The sequence below is a fragment of the Streptomyces sp. NBC_00376 genome, from assembly GCF_036077095.1.
In the GTDB taxonomy this organism is placed as follows: Bacteria; Actinomycetota; Actinomycetes; order Streptomycetales; family Streptomycetaceae; genus Streptomyces.
This window is the reverse complement of sequence record NZ_CP107960.1, coordinates 3,427,525-3,447,070: the sequence shown is the minus strand read 5'-3', so window position 1 is coordinate 3,447,070 and position 19,546 is coordinate 3,427,525. Positions and strand designations below refer to the sequence as shown.

Here is a 19,546-nt window from a genome sequence, read left to right as displayed (position 1 = left end):
TCCACTTCATGCTCTGCTCCACCTGCCGTCTCAGACCGCCGGTCACCGACGACGGACGCTGTCTGGTCTGTGCCGGTCCGGCCGGTCCGGCAACTGCCCCGATGCCGCCCGCCCCGGCCTTCTTCGCGCCGCAGCAGTACCTGCGCTCGCCCGAGGGGCTCGCGAAGGCCGTCGTCGTGCTGCTGGCGGTCGTCGCGGCGGCGGATCTGCTCGCCGTGGCGGCGGGACTGAACAGCCGCCGTGTGATCGCGGCCGGGCTGGAGAACGACTTCGCGACGTACGACGAGGCGGAGGCGACGCTCGCGGACAATCTGTACGGGACGGCGGGCGTGCTGCAGAGCCTCGTGAGCCTGGCCACCGCGGTCGTCTTCATCATCTGGTTCCGGCGGGTACGGCTCAACGCCGAGGTGTTCGACCCGAGCACGCAGCCGATGCGGCCCGGCTGGGCCGTCGGCGCCTGGTTCGTCCCGATCGCCAACCTGGTGCTGCCGCGCCGGATCGCGGGCGGCATCTGGACCGCGAGCGCCCAGACGAACACCGACGGCAGCTGGCGCACGGTCCCGGCCACCGTGATGAACCTGTGGTGGGGGTTCTGGATCATCTCGCTGGTCGGCTCCCAGTACGCGTCCCGGCGGTACTGGGCGGCCGAGCAGCCGCAGGAGATCCTGGACTCGGCGGGCCTGCTGATGGCCACCGACGCCTTGGACATCGTGGCCGCGGTGTTCGCCATCCTCTTCGTCCGCAAGCTGACCCGGATGCAGGGGGAGCGGGCGGCGCTCGGCGTGTATCCGCTGGGCGTCCCGGGTGCGCCGGGGCGGGCCGACTGGGGTCGCGCCCACTGAGAGATGCAATTCGGCCCCCGCAGTGACGGTTTTGAGCCATTCGGCGCTGAACGCGGTAACAGGAAGCGCCTCGTCCCCGTGTGCGCGCACGGGGGCGTGCCGACGGGAGACGCCGATGAGCCTGCTGGAACTGATCGCCGCCGCCGACGAGCGAGGGCTCGCGGCGAGCGCGGTCGCCTGCCTCGACCGCTGCCTGCCGCAGCCCGCGGACGGAGCGGACCCGGACCCGGATCCGCTCCGTCCGCTCTGGGCGGGCTGCGCGGACGCGGCGGTCTGGCCGTACCGCCTCGCCGAGGCCCGTACGGCACTGGACGCCGCCGCCGACGAGACGGGTGCCGCCCCGCGGATCCGGAAGCTGCTGGGCGAGGCGCCCGCGGACCGGGCGGCGCCGGAACTGCGGGACTGGGCCGACGCGTGCTCCTTGCTGGCCCTGGAGGTCCACCTCGATCCGGACGCGGCGCCGGGCACCACCGCGCAGACGGTGCGGCGCCTCGGCGAGGACGATCCGGACGCGGCGGGACCGTTGCCGGCCGGCGAGCTGCGCCGGCAGATCCGGATCCTGGAGCTGCTGGCCAAGGCCGCTGACGCCCCGTCGGCGGGCGCCGGGCTGCGCCAGGTGCTGGAGGTGTCGGCGGAGGGGCAGCGGGTGCTGCGCGCGGCGGTCTCGCGGCGGGCCCGGGGGCGGGGCTGAGCGGTGGCCCATGCGGGGGAGCCGCGAGGTGCCCGGTGCCGGGAAATACGAGGACGACCGGGGCCGCCACCCCCCACAGGAGAGGCCCCGGTCGTCTTCCGCGGGGCCGTAGGACGACCCCGTACTCCTCTCAGCGCCGTCGCTGCGTTTTCTGTCACACCGCACGTCGTCCGAGGAACGTTGCGGGTTGTACAAGTCATGGACGCGAGCCCCGCCGAGGACGTAGCGTGCTGAGTCGCGCAGGGTGGCGCGGCAGTGATGACCAGCTGCGATTCGGGACAGCAGGGCAGGTTGAGGGAGTGCTGGGGGACGACGCGGAGCTCACTGCCGCGGTACTCGCGGCGCAGGACGGGGACGAGGACGCCTTCCGTACTGTGTACCGCGCTGTGCAGCCGCGGCTGCTGGGCTACATAAGGACACTGGTCGGGGAGCCGGACGCCGAGGACGTGGCGTCCGAGTCCTGGTTGCAGATAGCGCGCGATCTCGACCGGTTCAGCGGCGACGCCGACCGCTTCCGCGGCTGGGCGGCGCGGATAGCCCGCAACCGTGCGCTGGACCATCTGCGGATGCGCGGCAGACGCCCCGCGATCGGCGGCGACGAGTCGGAACTGTCCGAGCGGCCGGCCGAGTCCGACACCGCCGACGAGGCGATGGAGGCCCTGGCCACCGGCCGCACGATGTCGCTCATCGCCCAGCTGCCGCAGGACCAGGCCGAGGCAGTGGTGCTGCGGGTGGTCGTGGGCCTGGACGCGAAGGGCGCCGCGCAGACGCTGGGCAAGCGCCCGGGGGCGGTGCGCACCGCCGCGCACCGGGGCCTGAAGCGGCTGGCCGAGCTGTTGCGCACGGACGGCGACGACGACGGCGACGACGACGACGGGGGCGGCGCCGTCGACGGTGTCCCCGAAGGAGATCCGGCGGACCCGTCCGCCCCGCACCGGAGCACGGCTGCCCGGACGGCGGAACTCGACGCGGTGCCCGCCCAGCGCCCCGCCCGCAACGGTCTGGCGGCGCCGGCCGGTGTGACGCATTCGCGTCCGTGGACGCAGAAGGACATGTGATGGCCGACGAGCGGTACGAATGGCTTGACAAGGACGCCGCGGAGAGATTGCTCCGCGGCGAGCCGGTCGATCCCGTCGGCGGTCGGTCGTGTACGGACGCCGAGAGGCTCGTGGCCGCGCTGGACGCCGCCGCCCGCGCCACCCGCCCGGCCACCGGTGAACTGCCCGGCGAGGCCGCGGCGCTCACCGCCTTCCGCACCGCCTCCCGCTCCGCGCGGGCGAAGACGCGGGCGGACGCGCGGCTCAAGGGTGCCGCGGACGGCCCTCTCGCCGGTGCCGAGGTGCTCGACCCGGTCCGTATCGAGGCCGCCGCCGGCGGCTCCGTCCCCCGCGCCACCGCGTCCGCGGTCTCCGGACGTACCCGCCCCTCGCGCTGGAGCAGGCCCGTCCGCTACGGCCTGGTCGCCTCCCTCGCCGGCTGTGCGCTCGGCGGGGTGGCCGTGGCGGCCGGAACCGGAATGCTCCCCGGACCGTTCGGCGGGCACCCCCTGCCGGCCTCCTCCGTCTCGGCCGAGGCGACGCCCGAGGAGCTCGGCTCCGACGGGCTCACCACGGACGAGACCGCGCAGCCGCCGCCGTCCGCCTCCCCGGGAACGGGCACCTCCCCGTCGCCAACGGACCCTTCGGCCCCGACCGGTGGCCAGGACCGCGGCAGTTCCGGCCGGGCGACGGAGCCGGGCGAGGCCGACAAGCGGAAGCCCGGCGACGCCGCGACCGGCTCCCCGGGCGGCAACCGGAACAGCGAGCAGCCCGAGACCCCCGGGAAGAACAGCTCCGCCGATTGGTACGCCAAGGCGCTCCAGGCCTGCCGCGACTACCGCGACGGCAACCTGAGCGAGAAGCGCAGGCGCAGGCTGGAGGCGCTGGCCAACGGTGCCGAGAACCTGGACCGGTTCTGCGACCGCGTGATCGAGCGGTCCGAGAAGGGCCAGGGCAACCAGGGCGGCGACGGCGGCGACGAGCAGAACGACGAGGGCTCGAACGGGAGCAACGCCTCCGACTCCGCCGCCGGCACCGCCCCGTCGGCCCGGTTCGCCAACGGTGTGCGGCTTCCTTCGACCCCGGTCTCCCTGACGCCTTCGGCCCGTACCTCCGGCGTGCGCGCCGGTTCACAGGGCTGAGCGAGACCGCCCGCGACAGGCTTCTTTCGGCCCGCCACCAACAGGTGTGACGTTTTTCGAGGCCGCGGCGCAGTACTGAGTGAGCCGACTGGTCATCGGCAGCGCACAGAGCCGGGGTTCCCCCCGTACCTACGGCTCAGCGCACATGGCGCGGGCGGGACACGTTCCCCCGGTCCCGCCCGCGCCTCTTCTCCTTCTTCGGCCGGACCGGCCCTACCCGTGGACCACGACCTTGTCGCCGTTCTTCACCTGGGCGAAGAGCGAGGCGATCTTCCCCTCGTCCCGGACGTTGACGCAGCCGTGCGAGGCGCCGTTGTAGCCGCGGGCCGCGAAGTCCGCCGAGTAGTGCACCGCCTGGCCGCCGCTGAAGAACATCGCGTACGGCATGGCCGTGTGATAGATCGACGACACGTGGTGGCGGGATTTCCAGTAGACGGAGAAGGTGCCCTCGCGCGTCGGCGTGTACTGGGAGCCGAAGCGGACGTCCATCGACGACATGACCTTGCCGTCGATCATCCACGACAGGGTCCGGCTGTTCTTGCTGATGCAGAGCACCCGGCCGGTCATGCAGCGCTTGTCCGGCTTGGCGACCTGCCGGGTGGTCGGCGGATTCAGCTCGGCGGTCGTCGGCTCGTGCGTCATGCCGAGCAGCTTCTGCCAGGTGAGGGTGTCCGCCCTGCCCGTACGGGTCAGGCCCCGCTTGCCCTGGAAGGACTGGACCGCGGCGACCGTGACGGTGCCGTAGTAGCCGGTGGGGCTGCGGTCGAAGTGGCCGATCTGCCGCAGCCGGGCCTGCAGTTCCCGTACCTGCTTGCCCTGGGAACCGCTCGCCATGAGCGTCGTGCCCTGCGGGTCGGGCTTCGGCGTGGGCGACGCCGTGGCCGTCGGCGGCGCCGAGGACGGTGAGGCGGTGGGCGAGGACGGCGGCGAGGCGGGCTTGTCGTCGTCGGTGGCCGTGGCCCGCGGCGAGGAGGAGGCCGCCGGTGCGCTGCCGGTGGCCTGCGCCTTGCAGCCGGCCGTCGCGGTGGCGACGGTGAGGACGGCGAGCACCGCCGCTGCCCCCGCCCGGCCCCGTTCCGCGTTCCGTGAGGTGCTCCTGGTGGTGCTGCCTGTCATCTCGGCCCCCTGTGCGTCCGCTGCGTCCGGTGTCCCATTGGACGGATTCCCGCTCTGCCCGGTTGCCAAAGCCCGCGCATGATGGGGGAAGAACGGCGACGAGCACGGCGGGCAGGGGCTGTGAGCAAGGTCCCAGCGCCTGCCCCTCCAACGGTCTCGCGCCGACCGCTACAGTCCGTCGCGGGAATCGTTGTTACCAGCAAGTAGCTTTACTGGGCAGCTTCAGCGGGAGGCACAGCAGATGACGCGCGAGTCGGAGTCGGGACTGCCCATCGAACCGGTCTACGGGCCTGACGCACTCCACGGCTGGAACCCCGCCGAGAAGCTGGGGGAGCCGGGCGCCTACCCCTTCACGCGCGGCGTCTACCCCACGATGTACACCGGCCGGCCGTGGACGATGCGCCAGTACGCGGGTTTCGGCACGGCCACGGAATCCAACGCCCGCTACAAGCAGCTGATCGCCAACGGGACGACGGGCCTGTCCGTCGCCTTCGACCTGCCCACCCAGATGGGCCACGACTCGGACGCGGCGATCGCGTCCGGCGAGGTCGGCAAGGTCGGGGTCGCGATCGACTCGATCGACGACATGCGGGTCCTGTTCGACGGGATCCCGTTGGACCGGGTCTCCACGTCCATGACGATCAACGCCCCGGCCGCGCTGCTCCTGCTGCTCTACCAACTGGTCGGCGAGGAGCAGGGCGTCCCGGCGGAGAAGCTCACCGGCACCATCCAGAACGATGTCCTCAAGGAGTACATCGCGCGCGGCACGTACATCTTCCCGCCCGGCCCCTCGCTGCGGCTGATCGCCGACGTCTTCAAGTACTGCCGGGCCGAGATCCCGAAGTGGAACACCATCTCGATCTCCGGCTACCACATGGCCGAGGCCGGGGCCTCGCCCGCGCAGGAGATCGCCTTCACCCTCGCCGACGGCATCGAGTACGTACGTACCGCCGTCGCGGCCGGCATGGACGTCGACGACTTCGCGCCCCGCCTCTCCTTCTTCTTCGTCGCCCGCACCACGATCCTCGAAGAGGTCTCCAAGTTCCGCGCCGCCCGCCGGATCTGGGCCAGGGTGATGAGGGAGGAGTTCGGCGCCGAGAACCCGAAGTCGCTGATGCTGCGCTTCCACACCCAGACCGCGGGCGTCCAGCTCACCGCCCAGCAGCCCGAGGTCAACCTGGTCCGCGTCGCCGTCCAGGGCCTGGCCGCGGTCCTCGGCGGAACCCAGTCGCTGCACACCAACTCCTTCGACGAGGCGATCGCCCTCCCCACCGACAAGTCCGCCCGGCTGGCCCTGCGCACCCAGCAGGTCCTGGCGTACGAGACGGACGTCACCGCGACCGTCGACCCGTTCGCCGGGTCGTACGTCGTCGAGACGATGACCGACGAGGTCGAGGCCGCCGCCCTGGAGCTGATGGCCAAGGTCGAGGACATGGGCGGCGCGGTCAGCGCGATCGAGCGCGGCTTCCAGAAGAGCGAGATCGAGCGCTCCGCGTACCGCATCGCCCTGGAGACCGACAGCGCGGAGCGCGTGGTGGTCGGGGTGAACCGCTTCCAGCTCGACGAGGAGGAGCCGTACGAGCCGCTCCGCGTCGACCCCGCGATCGAGGCCGAGCAGGCGGCCCGCCTGGCGGGGCTGCGCGCCGGGCGCGACCAGGACGCGGTGGACACCGCGCTGGCCCGGCTGCGGAAGGTGGCCGAGGGCACGGACAACGTCCTGTACCCGATGAGGGACGCGCTCAGGGCGCGGGCGACGGTGGGCGAGGTGTGCGACGCGCTGCGCGAGGTGTGGGGGAGGTATGCGCCGTCGGACGCGTTCTGAGGGGGCGGGTACCCGTGCGGGTGATCTCTCGCTGAATGTCCGCGACCCTGGATAAGCTCATGGACAGTGGCCCCCGAAAGGAGGATGCCGTGGCCGTAATACAGCACGAGGAGCAGGTGCACGTGCAGGAACAGCCGGAGCTGACGCTCGGCGAGGCAGCCGACCAGCTCGCACGCTCGCTGCCTGGGCATCGCGTGGAGATTCTCCAGGGGAGGCTCACTGTGACACCACCGGCGGACGTATCGCACGCTCTGGCTCTGTCCTGGCTGGGTGAGGAGTTCGGGGCGCGGGCGCGCACCGTGGGGCTCAGACTCGTCCAGGGCGTCGGGCTGTGGTTGCCCTCCGGGCCGGAGGACTACGCGATTCCCGACCTGTCGGTCGTCGAGGCCGACATCAAGGACGCCCATGTCATGAAGAACTGCTACGCCGCCCACGTCTTCCGCATGGTCGTGGAGGTGACGTCGGCCAACTGGGCGGACGACCTCGGCCCCAAGGTCGAGGACTACGCCCAGGCGGGCATTCCGGTCTACGTGGTGGCCGACCGCAAGCACGACCAGGTGCTGCTCTGCACCGATCCCCGGGGCGGCGAGTACAAGAACAAGGCGCACCACAAGCGCGGGACCTCGTTCACCGTGCCTGACGTGGTCGGAGTCGAGATGAAACTCTCCGTCGACCGCCTCCTCGACGGCGACGAGGACTGACCCCTCGCCTTCCCGAACCCCCTGGACAGAGTGTCGTACTCGCGTGCGACACTCCGTTTCATGCTGGGTGTCACCGATCTTCCGACCTATCTCGCCGGCCTGGTGCTGATCGTCCTGCTGCCGGGGCCGAATTCGCTGTACGTGCTCTCCGTCGCCGCCCGGCGCGGGGTGCGGACCGGGTATGTGGCGGCGGCCGGGGTGTGGACCGGGGACACCGTCCTGATGACGCTGTCCGCGCTCGGGGCCTCGTCGCTGCTGCAGACGACGCCGGTGCTCTTCGCCGTCGTCAAGTTCGCCGGTGCGGGCTATCTGACCTGGCTGGCGATCGGCATGCTGCGGGCCGCGGTGACCATGTGGCGCGAGCGGCACCGGCGGATGGCCGAGCTGACCGAGGAGGACGCGGGGCCCGCGGCCGCGGCGGCGATGGAGCGGCCGTACCGGCGGGCGCTGGTGGTCAGCCTCTTCAACCCGAAGGCGATCCTGTTCCTGATTTCGTTCTTCGTGCAGTTCGTCGACCCGCACTACGCCTACCCGGCGCTCTCCTTCCTTGTGCTGGGCACCCTGCTGCAGATCGCCAGCTTCCTCTATCTGTCGATGCTGATATTCGGCGGCACCCGGCTGTCCGCCGCGTTCCGCCGCCGCAAGCGGCTGTCGGCCGGGGCCACTTCGGCGGCCGGTCTGCTCTTCCTGGGGTTCGCGGCGAAGCTCTCGCTCAGCAGCGTGTGACGCCCCCGCTCAGCAGGGGGTGACCGGGGCGAGTCCGAACCGGGGCACGTGCCGCGCCAGCTCCGAGGCGTCCTCGCCCGCCCAGCCGATGTAGCCGTCGGGGCGGACCAGGAACAGGCCCTTGCCGTACGCCTCGCAGGCGCCCGTGCGGTGCACGAGTACCTGACCGCCGTCGCCGTCGAACGCCGGGAGCCCGGTGTCCGTGCCGACCGCCAGCAGCGTGAAGTGCGGGCCCCGGAAGACGTCGAAGAGGCGGCGGCCCCCGGTCGTCGGGCCGTCCGGCGCGCGGTCGCCGGAGTGCAGGGCGCCGGCCCGGCCCACCGACAGCGGGCCCTCGTGGTAGCCGAGGCCGAGCTGCTGGGCCGCCGCGCCGCGTTCCTGTTCGCCCCGGTGGATCCGGGTGGACAGGCCGAGCATGTAGGCGGCGACCGGACGGCGCTCCTGCTCGTAGCTGTCGAGCAGGGAGACGGGCGCACCGTGCCGCAGCACCTGGCCGAGCTTCCAGCCCAGGTTGTACGCGTCCTGCACGCTGGTGTTGAGGCCCTGGCCGCCCGCGGGGGAGTGCACGTGCGCGGCGTCGCCCGCCAGGTAGACCCGGCCGTCGCGGAACCGGTCGGCCAGCGCGGCACGCGGCCGGAAGTCGGACGACCAGCGGACCTCGGTGATGTCCCCGGCCGTCAGATGCGTACGGGCGGCGACCAGTGCGCGCACCCGTCCGGGGACGTGTCGGGCTCGCCCTCCTTGAGTACAGCGGCGCCAAATTCACCGGGACCGACCACGCCGACGGCCTCGAATCCCATCTGCGGACGATGGTCGACGCCGGATACGAGCTGTGGCAGGCCGTCCGGGCGGGCACCACCGCGTATGCGTACACCATGGGCTTCGTCACCGAGGAGCAGGGCGTGCGGCCGATGCCGGACGAGCGGCGCGAGGGCTACGACGTCGACGAGCGGGCCGCACGCCTGGCCGCGTACCCGCTCGCCGCCGCGGCCGGTGCCGAGATCTTCGCCAACTACGACGAACGCTTCGAGGACGGGCTGCGGCTGATCGTCGCGGGCGTCGAGGCGCGGTACGGGGTGCGCTGAGAAGGCCCGTACCAGCGCGGTCGGTGCGAGGTTTCCTGTACCGACAGGGTGAGTTCATCCGGTGGCCGTTCAGCTTTCTTAGCGTGAAGCGGAACCGAACACGCGCGCCGGGCATCCGCCCCCCCGACGGGGCGGGGCCCCGGTGCGCTCCGGTGACCGCACGACCGCACACGCCCCCTCCCCCCACGGGCACAGACGCTTGGAGCGCCATGAGAGAAGCCCGCACCCGTTGGCCACGGCAACGTGACGCGGCCCCGCCCGGGAGCGCCGCCTCGCCGCTCGCCTCCGTCACCCCGACCGACGTGGACGTGTGCCTGCGGGCCTGTGCCGCGCACAGCACCAAGCTGGTGGCGGGGCTCGACCGGCGGCGTACGGCACTCGCCGAGGCGCTGCGCCACCTGCTGGCCGTGCACGCCGCGACGCAGCCCGTGGCCTCCGCGGGCACCGCGTCCTCGATCCCGCTGATGCGGCGGGGCGGCAAGGCGGGTGCGGGCTCCGCCCCGGCCCTCGCCGACGAGCTGCTCGACCCGCTGCTCGCGGTCGGCAACAAGGCGCTGGACTGCGGTTACGAGGACGAGCTGAAGCTCTCGGTGCTCATCGGCGACACCGTGCTGACCCAGCGCAAGGGCTCCCGGGCCGGCTGGCGGCTGCGGGCCAGGACGCTGGAGGCGATGGGCGCGGAGACCGCGGCCATCGAGGCGTACGAGCGCTACCTCTCGTTCACCGAGGACGACGGCTTCGGCGTCGCGGCCAAGGTTGTCGGGCTGCGGGCGGGCGCGCGGCTCCAGGACGAGCTGCTGCGGAGGCTGGAGCGCGACTGCCCCGCCGCCGCCGAGCACGCCGCCCGCCCCGTCACCGAGTCCTGGGCCGAGGGCCTGGCCCTCCAGGCACGCGGCGACTGGCGCCGGGCCGAGCCCCTGCTGGTCGGCGCCCTGCTCGCCCAGGAACGCACCGGGGCCCCGGTGACCGAGATCCAGGAGGCCACCTCCCAGTACCTCGCACTGGCCATGGAGGCGGCCGGAACGGACCCCGCCGCCGTGGCCGGGCTCACCGGGATCGTCGCCCTCTACGCCGAACAGCGCCGCAGCCGGATGCGCGGCCCGGTCGCGGACCCCACCTTCGGCGGTGTCGAGTGGACCACGGTCGGCGAGTTCCGCAACCGGATCGCGGGCAAGTCCATCTGTCTGATAGCCAACTCCCAGCGCGTCGGCAGTAGTTCGATGGGCACCGAGATCGACGGCTACGACCTGGTCGTACGGTTCAACTCGTACCGGATCGACCCGGCGGCGACCGGCCGGCGCACCGACATCCACGCCACCATCCACAAGCACGGGTTCAACTGGGACCAGAAGGTGCACACCCGGCTGGTCTTCGGCGGGGTCTCCGGCGACTGGAAGCACTCCCTGCGCAACCGCCTCGTCCCGGGCGCCCAGCAGTACCTGGGCGACGAGTCGCTGCGCTGGCCGCTGCGCGACATCGGGCGGGTCGGCGCCGACGTCTGGCCGGCCATCCCCACCACCGGCTTCAACATGCTGTGGCTCCTGGACCACCTGGACGTCAGCAGCCGGCTCGACCTGATCGGCTTCGACTTCTACGAGAGCGGCGCCTACCGGCTGCCCGGCGCGATGCGGATGCCCATCACCTCCGTGCACGAGTACACCAGCGAAAAGGCGTGGGTCATGGAACGCGCCCAGAGCGTCACCGACATGAGGATCCGCCTGCGATGACGACGACGACCGCCACGCCTTCTTCCACCACGCCCCCGTCCGCCACCGCCCCGTCCGCGACGGCCCTCCCCGCCTCGCCCGCGCCCGCCAACCCGCTCACCGGCAAGCGCCGGGTCGCCTTCGCGAGCTTCGTCGACGAGAACTACCTGCCCGGCTTCCTCGCCCTGCTGCGCAGCCTGGCCCTGTCCAACCCGAACGTCTGCGAGGACTTCCTCGTCCTGCACGACGGACTGCGCCCCGCCTCCGTCGCACAGATCCGGGCCCTGCACCCGCGCATCGACTTCCGCCGCGTCGACGCCGGGCACTACGACTCGTACGCCAAGGGCGACCAGGACAACTACCTGGTCCGCAAGGCCTACTTCATCCTCGACGTCTTCCGGGTCCGCGACTACGACACCGTGATCACCCTGGACACCGACATGGTCGTCCTCGGCGATCTCGGTGAACTGCTCGAACTGCGCGACGGACTGGCCGCCGTACCGCAGTTCTTCTACGGGCAGCACAAGCTCAACAGCGGACTGCTGGTGATCCAGCGCGAGTATCTGAGCGACGCGTTCTGCGCGCGGATCGACGAGGTCGGGCAGGCCGGTACGTACGAGCTCGACAAGCACGACCAGGGCATCCTCAACGCCGTGCTCGACGGCGAATTCGTCCAGCTCGACGCCCGCTACAACTTCGTCAAGCGGCGTCTCTCCGGCGACCTCCCGGTGCCCGACTCCACCGCGATCCTGCACTTCACCGGGCGGCACAAGCCCTGGCAGGGCGGCGAGGCCGGATACCGCGAGGCCGAGGACCGCTGGCACGAATTCGAGCTGTCCGACGCCGAGTTCCACGCCGCGTACCTGGCCCTGCCCGGTGCCAAGCACCACGATCTGCTGGTCCACTACGGCACCCCGCACGTGGCGCGCACCGGCTCCCCGGAGGACGCCCGCAAGGTCGCCGCCGCCCACATCGCGGCGGGCGAGTACCAGGAGGCGGCCGATCTGCTGGGCCGGGTCCGGATCCCCGTCGACGAGTCCTGGCCGCACGAGGTCCTCGGCCACGCCCTGATGAGCGTCTCCCGCTACGAGGAGGCCCGCGCCCGGCTGCTGCTCGCCACCGCCTCGCCCAACCGGGCCGCCACCGCCTTCGCCCGCCTCGCCCAGATCGCCTGGATCCACGGCGACGACGACGCGGCGGCCGAGTACGCACTCAAGGGCCTCGCGGTCGACCCCACCCACCGGGCCAACCGGCTGATGCACAAGCGCACCACCGACCTGACCCCGCCCGTGGAGGGGCCCGCCGCCGGCCAGCTCGCCCATGTCGCCTTCTACATGGAGCGCCAGGGCAACGCCGGGGACAAGCTGCTGCCGGAGAGCGTACGGCTGGCCTTCGGCCGGGACACCGGCCCGCGGCGGTGGCACTCGATCCACGCCCACCGGCTCTTCGACGAGGCCGCGCTGGAACGGGTCAACGAACGCCGCGGCCTGGTCATCGGCGGCGGCGGCCTCTTCATCCCGGACACCGCGCCCAACGGCAACAGCGGCTGGCAGTGGAACGTCCCCGACGAACTGCTCGACCGGATCGACGTACCCGTCATGGTCTACGCGGTCGGCTTCAACGCCTTCGACGGGCAGGCGTACGGGCACGGGCGGGAGAGGTTCCTCTCCAGCCTGCGAAAGCTCGTCGAACGGGCCTCGTTCTTCGGGCTGCGCAACCACGGCTCCATCGAGAAGGTCCGCGAACTGCTGCCCGCCTCGCTCCACGACAAGGTGCGCTTCCAGCCCTGCCCGACCACGGTCACCAGGCAGCTGGTGGACGGCTGGACGGACCCGGAGCGGCGCGAGGACACCGTGCTCGTCAACGCCGCGTACGACCGTTCCGGGCTCCGCTTCGGGCACGACTACGGGCACTTCCTGGCCGAGATGGCGACCGCGGTGCGGGAGCTCGGCAAGCGGGCCGAGGTGCGGTGCGTCGCCCACTCGCTGGACGACGAGCGGATCGCCTTCGACCTGCGGCGCGAACACGGCATCGCGCTGCCGGTGATCCCGATGTACGACTTCGACAACGACGCGATCCGGGACACCTACGCCCGGACCAGGCTGGTCATCGGGATGCGCGGGCACGCGGGGATGATCCCGTTCGGCTGCGGTACGCCGATCATCAGCCTGATCTCGCACCCGAAGATGGCGTACTTCCTCGCCGACATCGACCGCCCGGAGTGGGGCATCTCGGTCCACGACCGGCACCTCGGGGCCCGGCTCGCCGAGCGGGCGGCCGGACTGCTCGACGACCACGCGGCGAGCGTCGCCGATGTGCACGGCCGGCAGCGGGAACTCTGGAAGGTCACCGAGGCCAACGCGGCGGACCTGCGGGTGATCCAGGGCGGCGTGCCGGTCTGAGGGCGCCATGGGTACGGGGCGGGGCGCCGGATCAGGCGTCCCGCCCCGTACCCGGCGCGGGGGAGGGGCTCGGCGCCTTGCCCCGCCCCGTACCCGGCGCGCCTACCCCCGCACCACCCGGCGCCGCACCGACCGCGCCACCCGGCGCACCACCGCGTTGCGCGGCAGGAACGCGAGCTGTGCCGGCACCGCCCCGGGCAGCGCCAGCGAGGTCAGCCGCTTCCGCTTGAAGTACCGCCAGGTGGAGGCGGACAGGTGGGCGGCCAGATACCGCTCGGCGGCCGGCCGCAGCCCCGGGTAGATCCTCGGCTGCATCGCGAAGCCGACCGCGGTGACCAGCCCGGTCAGGTCGGCCGCGTCCACCGCGTCCGCCGCCTCCGCGCCCCGCGCCGTCCCCGCCCGCTCGACGGCCGCCCGGTCCGTGACCTCCGGCAGCAGCGCGTCCACCAGCGTGACCGGGACGCGGTTGCTGTTCTCGTACGGGGCGAGCCGGTCCAGCAGCATCCCGGTGCCGACCCGGGCCACCGGCAGCCCGTAGAACCGCGAAGCGGTGAACAGCGCCGTCGAGAAGCAGCCGACGACCAGGGCCGGCCGCATCCGCTGGTAGAGCACCTCGGCGAGGACCGGCGCGGTGAGCACTCCGTCGTCCAGCACCGTCAGTTCCGCGCCCAGCTTCTCCGCCTCCTCGCCCATCGCCCTCGACCACTGCGCCGGGGCCGTGGGATGCGGCTTGAAGACGATGCGGGTGTGGCCGAGCTCGACCGCGCCGCGCATCATCCGCAGGTGCAGCTCCTCCTCCTCGGCCGCGCTGATCAGCCCGAGCGCCGACAGGTACTGGCCGAGCAGCAGCGCGGGCGCCTCCACGGCCGGAATCCCGTCCTGGGCCTCGGGCGCGTCCGCCAGCTCACCGAGCACCTTGAGGAACACCTCGCCCGGCACGATCTGCGGCGCCACCCCGAACTCCGTGAGCAGCAGCGGCTTCAGCCCCGGCACCAGATCGAGGTGGAGCAGCCGGCGCACCCGGGTACCGACCAGCGGGTCGATCTTGTTGCGGGTGGGGCCGTAACTCATCAGCCCGTCCGCGTACACATCGAGCGGCGCGCCGGTGAAGATCTGCGCGACGGCCATCGCGGGGTTGACCTGGATCGACTCGACCGCGAGCTCGATGTCGTCGTCGCCGAGCTCCCAGGCGAGGCGCAGATGGCGCTCCCACAGGGGTACGTCGTCGGGGCGCGGCGCCCAGCCGCCCGGGTGGAAGGGGGCGATCGTCGTGTTCCACGACACCACGTCGTCGAACCGGCCGCGCAGCGCGTCGAAGCCGGGCATCGTGTCGAGGGAGGCCGTCGTCTCCGGCACGGCCGCGTTGTTCGAGACGAGCAGGATGCGGCGGTCCGCGTCGGGGAAGCAGCCCGCGTCGAGCGCGGCGGCGAGGGTGGCGGCGCCGTAGAGCGTGGAGGCGAGGAAGATCTGCGTGGTGCGGGTCCGGGCGGTGTTCACGCGGCCGACACCTCCTTGGCGCCCGCGGCGGCCGGACGGCGGCGCAGCCGGCGCAGCACGGTGGCGCGCTGCGCGTCCATCGAGTCCAGGGCGTCGTCGAGCACCTGCTGCGGCATTCGCCTGAGCGCGGCCGCACTCATGGACTTCAGGGTGCGGGCCACGGCGGGTTCGAACCTTTCGATCGAGCTCATGTGGTGAAAAATGATCGCGCAATAGGTACGGACCGCTTTCGGCAGCAGTACCTGTGCGTCGCGGTCCTCCGCGGTTTCCCGAATGACCTGGTCGAACGAGCGAATGAAATCGAGCTGGCGTACGTCGCCGATCTGCGTGAGCGAAGAAGCGACACCGCGCCGGTAGAAAATTCCGAGAATCCCCAGCACCGCGAAGGAATCGGCCTCACGGTGCAGCCGCCAGATCCACGGGCGGTCCTCAGCGGTGCGCAGGCCGTCCGTGAAATGCAGCAGCCCGCGGTCCAGCAACCGCCGGTGGTACAGCCCGGCCCAGGCGTACGGATAGTCGACCGAGGTGGACCGCTCGGCGGGCAGGATCGCGTCCCGCGGGTCCAGTACCTCGCCGCGCCTGCCGTGCGGGACGCGGTGCACGCTGCGGTTGCGGCCCTCGACCTGGACATGGTCGGTACGGACGAAGTCGCAGCCCAACACCTCGGTACGGGCCACGAGTTCGGCGTAGTACCCGGGGGCGAGCCAGTCGTCGCCGTCCAGGAACGCGAGGTACTCGCCGCGTGCGGCGTCCAGGCCGGTGTTGCGGGCGGTGGCCAGTCCGCCGTTCTGCTTGTGTCTGCGTACGACCACCCCCGGAATCTCGTCCTCGGCGCGGCGCAGTATCTCCGCGGTCCCGTCGGTCGAACAGTCGTCGACGAGGATGAATTCGAAGTCCTCGCGGGCGTTCGCCCGCAGGCTTCTCAAGGTGTCGGGGGCGTATGTCTGCACGTTGTAGAACGGCACGATGACCGAGAGCTTAACCACCCGTCTCACGCTAGGCGTGAGCCCGTCATTTGCCTTGGCGCCGGGAGGGACGGCGAGTGAACGGCGAATGTCGGAATGATGAACCGGGCCGAATCATGGGCGATTGCGTCCCCTTTGTGGAGGCGATTCGCCAAGCGTCGGCGGGCTGTTAACCAGCTGTTGCCGTCACGTTGGGCCGCGAATCGAAATGCCTTCCTAAGTTCTGGGACGTGCCCCCACGTACCGAAAAGACGACCGCCCTCCGGGTAGCCGTACTCGCCGACTCCGACACCCGGTGGAAATGGGGCGCGCTCACCGCGCGCCGCCTCACCGCCGGGGCGTCCGGGGCGTCGGCGCAGCGCGTCGAGATCAGCGGACTGCTGCTGCGCGGCCGGGCCACCCCGACCCCGCGCCAGCTCGCCGAGGTCGGCGACGTCGGTATCGAGGCCGGCCGGGTCCACGAGGTGACGGCCGTCGAATTCCTGCACACCGTGCGGGACGAGGGGTACGACGTCGTCGTGCTCGCCCTCGTCGGCGGAGCCGTCCAGGCGATGCTGCACGGACTCGCCGCACTGCGGCTGCCCGCCAGGCCCGTCGTCGTCACCGGCTACGTCGGCGTCGTCTACGAGAAGCTCGCCGACGGGCTGCTGCTGCGGCACGGCGCGGACATCGTCCTTGCCAACTCCCGCCACGACGCGGAGCGTTTCCGCGCGGTGTACGAGGGAGTGGGCGCCGACGCCTCGGCGGTCACCGAGGCCGCGCTGCCGTTCCTCGGCGGCGAGCCGCACCGCCCGCAGGAGGGCCGCGACACCGTCGTCTTCGCCGCCCAGCCCTCCGTGCCGGCCTCCCGCGACGACCGCATGTACCTGCTGCGCAGGCTCGTCGAGCACGCCAGGCTGCACCCGGACCGCGAGGTGCTGCTGAAGCTGCGCTCCAAGCCCGGCGAGCACACCACGCACATCGAGGAGCTCCCGTACCAGCGGCTCGCCGAGAAGCTGCCCGGCGGACTGCCGCCCAACTTCCGTCTGGTGTACGGGCACATGGGCGAGGTCCTGGACCGCACCGACCTGCTGGTCACGGTCTCCTCGACCGCCGCGCTGGAGTCCCTGCACCGGCGTGTCCCGACCGCGGTCCTCACCGACCTCGGCGTCCGCGAGGCGCTGGGCAACCACCACTTCATCGGCTCCGGCCTGCTCACCTCCTGGGACCACCTGGACGGCGGCTTCCGCCCGGAGCCCGACCCGCGGTGGCTGGCGGGCCAGGGCGTCGCCGCCGACGGCACGTACGCCACCGCCTACGACCACGCCCGCGCCCGCGTCGACGCGCTGCTCGCCGCGGCCCGGCTGCCCGACCTCGCCCCGTACTACACACCCGCCACCGCCCCCGGCTACCTCCCCGGCATCCTCGCCCGCCACCACCTCGCCGCCGACGGACACCCGCTGCCGGGCGCCGAACGGCCCCGCGAGACCGGTGGAGTGCGCGGCGCGGTCCGCGAGGCGGTCCGGGAGGCGGCGCGCGGCGCGTACCGGCAGGGCGTCCAGCGGGTCGCCCCGGTGATCCGACGGATGGGCGAGCTGTGAACACCACTTCAGGAGCAGAGATGACCCCGACCCCCACCGTGCTCGCCGTGATCCCCGCCCGCGGCGGATCCAAGGGCGTACCGGCCAAGAACCTCGCCCAGGTCGGCGGCGTACCGCTGATCGCCCGCGCCGTACGCGCCTGCCTGGCCTCCCGCGAGGTCACCGACGTCGTCGTGACGACCGACGACGCGGCCATCGCGGACGCGGCCCGCGCCGCCGGTGACACGCTCGGCGCCGCCGAGCGGCTGCACATCGTCCAGCGCCCCGCGGCCATCGCCGGGGACAGGTCGAGCAGCGAGGACGCGGTGCTGCACGCCCTGGACGCCTACGAGGCGATGCGCGAGCGGACCGTCGACGTGGTGCTGCTGGTCCAGTGCACCAGCCCCTTCGTGCTGCGGGAGGACATCGACGGCGTCGCCGCCGCGGTCGCCCGGGACGGCGCCGACACGGCGGTCACCGTCGCCCCCTTCCACGGCTTCCTCTGGCGCGACGGCAGCGCGATCGAGGAGGACAACTACGGCGTCAACCACGACAAGTCCGTACGGCAGATGCGCCAGGACCGCCCCGAGGACCTCCTGGAAACGGGCACCGCGTACGCCATGGACGTGGCGGGCTTCCGTACCCACCGCCACCGCTTCTTCGGCCACACCGCCCTGGTGCGCACCGACGCCGCACGGGTCCTGGAGGTCGACGACCCGCACGACCTGGCCCGCGCCCGCGCCCTCGCACCGCTGCTCGACCCCGCGCCGCTGCCCACCCTCGACGACATCGACGCGGTCGTCCTCGACTTCGACGGCACGCAGACCGACGACCGGGTCCTCATCGACGCCGACGGACGTGAGATCGTCGCCGTCCACCGCGGCGACGGCCTGGGCATCGCCGCCCTGCGCAAGGCCGGACTGCCGCTGCTGATCCTCTCCAGCGAGCAGAACCCGGTAGTCGCCGCCCGCGCCCACAAGCTGCGCATCCCCGTCCTGCACGGCATCGACCGCAAGGACCGGGCGCTCAAGCAGTGGTGCGACGAACAGTCCATCGCTCCCGAACGTGTCCTGTACGTCGGCAACGACGTCAACGACCTGCCGTGCTTCGCACTCGCCGGCTGGCCCGTCGCCGTCGCCAGTGCCCACGACTCGGTACGGGCGGCCGCACGCGCCGTCACGACCACCCCCGGCGGCTTCGGCGCCATCCGCGAGATCGCGGCCTGGCTGCTCGGCCCCACCCTCACGACTTCCACTGCCCAGTCCCCCAAGTAACCCCCGGGTCCCCCAAACCCGTTCTAGCTAAGGAAACACACCTCATGAGCACCTCCCGTCTGCGCACCCTCGGCACCCGCACCGCCGGCCCCGGCAACCCCGTCTACGTCACCGGCGAGATCGGCATCAACCACAACGGCGACCTCGACAACGCCCTTGCCCTGATCGACGTGGCCGCCGAAGCCGGCTGCGACGCCGTCAAGTTCCAGAAGCGCACCCCGGAGATCTGCACCCCGCGCGACCAGTGGGACATCGAGCGCGACACCCCCTGGGGCCGGATGACGTACATCGACTACCGCCACCGCGTCGAGTTCGGCGAGGCCGAGTACCAGGCCATCTCCGAGCACTGCGCCAAGCGCGGCATCGACTGGTTCGCCTCCCCGTGGGACACCGAGGCCGTCGCCTTCCTGGAGAAGTTCGACGTCCCCGCCCACAAGGTCGCCTCCGCCTCCCTCACCGACGACGAGCTGCTGCGCGCCCTGCGCGCCACCGGCCGCACGGTCATCCTCTCCACCGGCATGTCGACCCCGCGCCAGATCCGCCACGCGGTCGAGGTCCTCGGCTCGGACAACATCCTGCTCTGCCACGCCACTTCGACGTACCCGGCCAAGGCCGAGGAGCTGAACCTCCGGGTCATCAACACCCTCCAGCAGGAGTACCCCAACGTCCCGATCGGCTACAGCGGCCACGAGACCGGCCTCCAGACCACGCTGGCCGCCGTCGCCCTCGGCGCAGCGTTCGTCGAGCGCCACATCACCCTGGACCGCGCCATGTGGGGCTCCGACCAGGCCGCCTCCGTCGAGCCGCAGGGCCTGACCCGCCTGGTCCGCGACATCCGCACCATCGAGGCCTCGCTCGGCGACGGCGTCAAGAAGGTGTACGAGTCCGAGCTCGGCCCGATGAAGAAGCTCCGCCGGGTCGCGGGCGTCGTCGCCCAGAGCACCGAGGCGGCCCCGGCCGCCGAGCCGGTCGCGGTCTGAC

Annotated in this window: 16 protein-coding genes and 1 pseudogene; 13 read left to right on the top strand and 4 right to left on the bottom strand. The window is 72.1% G+C overall.

What is annotated here, in order from left to right; genetic code table 11:
- Window positions 1-101: 101 nt before the first annotated feature.
- The 4 genes from OG842_RS15305 (at window position 102) to OG842_RS15290 (ending at window position 3,712) form a co-directional block, all read left to right on the top strand.
- Window positions 102-842, top strand: a complete 741-nt coding sequence (locus OG842_RS15305) for a DUF4328 domain-containing protein (protein ID WP_266730215.1) — start codon at window positions 102-104, stop codon at window positions 840-842.
- Between the two features lie 115 nt (window positions 843-957).
- Window positions 958-1,533 carry a hypothetical protein gene (locus tag OG842_RS15300; protein WP_266730214.1) on the top strand — a complete coding sequence of 192 codons (576 nt, stop codon included), beginning with the start codon at window positions 958-960 and terminating at the stop codon, window positions 1,531-1,533.
- Between the two features lie 299 nt (window positions 1,534-1,832).
- The gene (locus OG842_RS15295) at window positions 1,833-2,591 is read left to right on the top strand and encodes an RNA polymerase sigma factor (protein WP_266730213.1); all 759 of its coding nucleotides are present in this window, start codon (window positions 1,833-1,835) and stop codon (window positions 2,589-2,591) included.
- Complete coding sequence (locus OG842_RS15290; protein WP_328512260.1) at window positions 2,570-3,712, top strand: hypothetical protein; 1,143 nt, start codon at window positions 2,570-2,572, stop codon at window positions 3,710-3,712. Before OG842_RS15295 ends, OG842_RS15290 begins: the two co-directional genes overlap by 22 nt.
- Before the next feature lie 213 nt (window positions 3,713-3,925).
- Here the strand turns inward: OG842_RS15290 and OG842_RS15285 are convergent, their stop codons facing one another.
- Window positions 3,926-4,828: a L,D-transpeptidase family protein gene (locus OG842_RS15285; protein WP_328512259.1), complete on the bottom strand. Its 903-nt coding sequence runs from the start codon at window positions 4,826-4,828 to the stop codon at window positions 3,926-3,928.
- A gap of 241 nt (window positions 4,829-5,069) precedes the next feature.
- On the opposite strand from OG842_RS15285, the gene OG842_RS15280 reads away from it, so the two are divergent.
- The 3 genes from OG842_RS15280 (at window position 5,070) to leuE (ending at window position 8,077) form a co-directional block, all read left to right on the top strand.
- Window positions 5,070-6,650, top strand: a complete 1,581-nt coding sequence (locus tag OG842_RS15280; protein WP_328512258.1) for an acyl-CoA mutase large subunit family protein — start codon at window positions 5,070-5,072, stop codon at window positions 6,648-6,650.
- 89 nt (window positions 6,651-6,739) lie between these two features.
- Window positions 6,740-7,351 carry a Uma2 family endonuclease gene (locus OG842_RS15275; protein ID WP_328512257.1) on the top strand — a complete coding sequence of 204 codons (612 nt, stop codon included), beginning with the start codon at window positions 6,740-6,742 and terminating at the stop codon, window positions 7,349-7,351.
- 60 nt (window positions 7,352-7,411) lie between these two features.
- Entirely contained in the window at window positions 7,412-8,077 is a 666-nt protein-coding gene (leuE, locus tag OG842_RS15270) for a leucine efflux protein LeuE (RefSeq protein ID WP_259928170.1), read from the top strand.
- A gap of 9 nt (window positions 8,078-8,086) precedes the next feature.
- Here leuE and OG842_RS15265 read toward each other — a convergent pair whose 3' ends face one another.
- Window positions 8,087-8,788 (bottom strand): FAD-dependent monooxygenase, encoded by a 702-nt coding sequence (locus OG842_RS15265; RefSeq protein ID WP_443063983.1) that lies wholly within the window; start codon window positions 8,786-8,788, stop codon window positions 8,087-8,089.
- Between the two features lie 35 nt (window positions 8,789-8,823).
- Between OG842_RS15265 and OG842_RS15260 the strand changes: the two are divergent.
- The 3 genes and pseudogenes from OG842_RS15260 to OG842_RS15250 all read left to right on the top strand — a co-directional run.
- Window positions 8,824-9,162 (top strand): annotated as a pseudogene (locus tag OG842_RS15260) (TetR/AcrR family transcriptional regulator C-terminal domain-containing protein); the annotation flags it as partial.
- Window positions 9,163-9,371: 209 nt separating this feature from the next.
- On the top strand, window positions 9,372-10,889 hold the full coding sequence (locus OG842_RS15255) for a hypothetical protein (RefSeq protein ID WP_266730205.1): 1,518 nt from the start codon (window positions 9,372-9,374) through the stop codon (window positions 10,887-10,889).
- Complete coding sequence (locus OG842_RS15250; RefSeq protein ID WP_266730203.1) at window positions 10,886-13,270, top strand: glycosyltransferase; 2,385 nt, start codon at window positions 10,886-10,888, stop codon at window positions 13,268-13,270. The genes OG842_RS15255 and OG842_RS15250 overlap by 4 nt, the downstream gene beginning before the upstream one ends.
- A 102-nt stretch (window positions 13,271-13,372) precedes the next feature.
- On the opposite strand, the gene OG842_RS15245 is transcribed toward OG842_RS15250, so the two are convergent.
- Window positions 13,373-14,767 carry a polysialyltransferase family glycosyltransferase gene (locus OG842_RS15245; RefSeq protein WP_266730201.1) on the bottom strand — a complete coding sequence of 465 codons (1,395 nt, stop codon included), beginning with the start codon at window positions 14,765-14,767 and terminating at the stop codon, window positions 13,373-13,375.
- Window positions 14,764-15,753: a glycosyltransferase family 2 protein gene (locus OG842_RS15240; RefSeq protein ID WP_266730200.1), complete on the bottom strand. Its 990-nt coding sequence runs from the start codon at window positions 15,751-15,753 to the stop codon at window positions 14,764-14,766. The genes OG842_RS15245 and OG842_RS15240 overlap by 4 nt, the downstream gene beginning before the upstream one ends.
- A gap of 209 nt (window positions 15,754-15,962) precedes the next feature.
- On the opposite strand from OG842_RS15240, the gene OG842_RS15235 reads away from it, so the two are divergent.
- The 3 genes from OG842_RS15235 to OG842_RS15225 are packed head-to-tail and all read left to right on the top strand — an operon-like array spanning window position 15,963 to window position 19,545.
- On the top strand, window positions 15,963-17,312 hold the full coding sequence (locus OG842_RS15235; protein ID WP_328512256.1) for a DUF6716 putative glycosyltransferase: 1,350 nt from the start codon (window positions 15,963-15,965) through the stop codon (window positions 17,310-17,312).
- 20 nt (window positions 17,313-17,332) lie between these two features.
- Entirely contained in the window at window positions 17,333-18,565 is a 1,233-nt protein-coding gene (locus OG842_RS15230) for an acylneuraminate cytidylyltransferase (RefSeq protein ID WP_328512255.1), read from the top strand.
- Between the two features lie 44 nt (window positions 18,566-18,609).
- The gene (locus tag OG842_RS15225) at window positions 18,610-19,545 is read left to right on the top strand and encodes an N-acetylneuraminate synthase family protein (protein ID WP_266730196.1); all 936 of its coding nucleotides are present in this window, start codon (window positions 18,610-18,612) and stop codon (window positions 19,543-19,545) included.
- The last annotated feature ends 1 nt before the right edge of the window (window position 19,546 follow it).

Coding starts and splice junctions, on each gene's coding strand:
- OG842_RS15305 (WP_266730215.1), top strand. CDS start 102: ATGCCGCCCGCCCCGGCCTTCTTCGCGCCGCAGCAGTACCTGCGCTCG.
- OG842_RS15300 (WP_266730214.1), top strand. CDS start 958: ATGAGCCTGCTGGAACTGATCGCCGCCGCCGACGAGCGAGGGCTCGCG.
- OG842_RS15285 (WP_328512259.1), bottom strand. CDS start 4,828: ATGACAGGCAGCACCACCAGGAGCACCTCACGGAACGCGGAACGGGGC.
- OG842_RS15280 (WP_328512258.1), top strand. CDS start 5,070: ATGACGCGCGAGTCGGAGTCGGGACTGCCCATCGAACCGGTCTACGGG.
- leuE (WP_259928170.1), top strand. CDS start 7,412: ATGCTGGGTGTCACCGATCTTCCGACCTATCTCGCCGGCCTGGTGCTG.
- OG842_RS15255 (WP_266730205.1), top strand. CDS start 9,372: ATGAGAGAAGCCCGCACCCGTTGGCCACGGCAACGTGACGCGGCCCCG.
- OG842_RS15250 (WP_266730203.1), top strand. CDS start 10,886: ATGACGACGACGACCGCCACGCCTTCTTCCACCACGCCCCCGTCCGCC.
- OG842_RS15230 (WP_328512255.1), top strand. CDS start 17,333: ATGACCCCGACCCCCACCGTGCTCGCCGTGATCCCCGCCCGCGGCGGA.
- OG842_RS15225 (WP_266730196.1), top strand. CDS start 18,610: ATGAGCACCTCCCGTCTGCGCACCCTCGGCACCCGCACCGCCGGCCCC.